Source organism: Luteibacter sp. P4_D7_3 (assembly GCF_056401735.1).
In genome coordinates this window covers 1-1,887 of record NZ_JBFUIT010000498.1, presented here as the reverse complement: position 1 = coordinate 1,887, position 1,887 = coordinate 1, and the positions used below count along the sequence as shown (strand labels likewise).

Sequence of the window (1,887 nt, the reverse complement as noted above, 5' to 3'; positions counted from 1 at the left end):
ACTCAGCGTCGACGATGTCATGGTCCCCCGGGCCCAGATCGTCAGCCTGCCCGTCGATGCGCCGCTGCCGGACATCCTGGCCGCCGTCGTCGAATCCGGTCACTCCCGCTTCCCCGTGCACGGCGAAGACAAGGACGAAGTCCTTGGCATCCTGCTGGCCAAAGACCTGCTGAAGTACTTCGGCCAGAGCGAGTGTGGCGATGTACGCGCCCTGCTCCGTCCCGCGGTGCTCATCCCCGAATCCATGCGGCTCAACGTGCTGCTGGCGGAATTCCGCCTCACGCGTAACCACATGGCCCTGGTGGTGGACGAGTACGGCGGCGTTGCCGGCCTCATCACCATCGAGGACGTGCTCGAGCAGATCGTCGGCGAGATCGACGACGAGCACGATGACGAAGAAGATCCGATCCTCGCCACCCAGCTCGACGACGGCGTGTTCGCGGTAAGCGCGCTCACCCCCATCGCCGACTTCAACGAGGTGGCTGGTGCGCACTTCTCCGACGAAGAGTTCGACACCATCGGCGGCATGATCACCTCCGAGTTCGGCCACCTGCCGAGCGTGGGGGAGGAAATCACCATGGGCGACTTCGTTTTCCGCGTCACCGAAGCCGACGATCGCCGCGTGCTGCACTTTCACGTTACCCGTGTCAGCGGTAACGGCAACGGAAATAACGGGGCCTGATGCGTTACGTCCTTTGGCTGTTGGCAGCCCTGTGTTTCGTTCCGGCCGCCCACGCGGGCATCGTGGACGCCCCGGCTGCCAACCTCGAAATCTCGTTGATGACCTACGGGCCCGGCGATATCTACTGGGAACGCTTCGGCCACGATGCGCTGGAAGTGCGTGACACCGTGAGCGGCGAAGCCATCGCCTTCAACTACGGCGTGTTCGACTTCGACCAGAAGGGATTCATCCTCAACTTCGCGCGCGGCATCATGGCGTACCGCATGGATGCGGAGACCACGCAGTCCGACGTCGAGTTCTATGCGGGCGAAGGTCGCTACGTGCGTCGCCAGCGCCTCGCGCTGGACGACGAGCAGAAAGACAGCCTGCGCYGCTTCATGCTGTGGAACGTGCAGCCGGCCAACGCCGGTTACAACTACGACTACTACGCCGACAACTGCACCACGCGCGTACGCGATGCGCTGGACGGCGCACTCGGTGGCGCACTCCACCGCCAGCTGCGCGAGCAGCCGGGTGGCATGACGTTCCGCGAACAGACGGCACGCCTGATGAGCAACCAAGCCTGGCTGATGCTCGGCATGGACCTCGGCCTCGGCCCCTATGCCGACCAGCCGATGAACGCGTGGAAGGAAGCCTTCCTGCCGATGGTGCTCGAAGAAGAACTGCGCCACGTGCACGTCGGCGAGGGTGCCGACGCGCGACCGCTGGTCGCCCAGGAAGACACGCTCGCGCAGAACAAACTGGATCCCCCGCCGGAGCAGGCGCCCGACCTGCGCTGGCCACTGCTGATCGCCGGCCTGCTATGGGCCATTCCGCTGGCCCTGCCCGCCTTTACCCGGCATCGCGTGGCCCGCGGCATCTTCGTTGCCGCGGGCACGCTTTTCACCGTGTTTGCCGGCGTGGCAGGCCTGTTCATGCTCGGCCTGTGGACGCTGACCCTGCATCGTTCCGCCTGGGGCAATTTCAACCTGCTGGCCTTCCAGCCGTTTGCGTTGCTGTTGCTCCCGGGCATCTGGCGCCTGCGCGTGGCCGGTCGACAGATCGGCCGCCTCGCACCGCGTGTCACCGCGCTGTCCGCCGCGGCCTGCGTCATCGCCCTGCTGCTGCACCTGTGGCCCGAGTTTCCGCAGCAGAACATGCCGTGGTTACTGCTCGCCCTGCCGTGCTGGGCCGCGTTGTTCGCCACGTTCTGCCGTCGCCACGAC

Annotated in this window: 2 protein-coding genes; both read left to right on the top strand. The window is 65.6% G+C overall.

Annotation, left to right across the window (positions count from 1 at the left end):
• A partial coding sequence (locus tag AC1DSN_RS22025; RefSeq protein WP_477332917.1) for an HlyC/CorC family transporter occupies nt 1-682 on the top strand: 682 nt, incomplete at its 5' end.
• A partial coding sequence (locus AC1DSN_RS22020; RefSeq protein ID WP_477332915.1) for a lipoprotein N-acyltransferase Lnb domain-containing protein occupies nt 682-1,887 on the top strand: 1,206 nt, incomplete at its 3' end. The genes AC1DSN_RS22025 and AC1DSN_RS22020, both read left to right, overlap by 1 nt.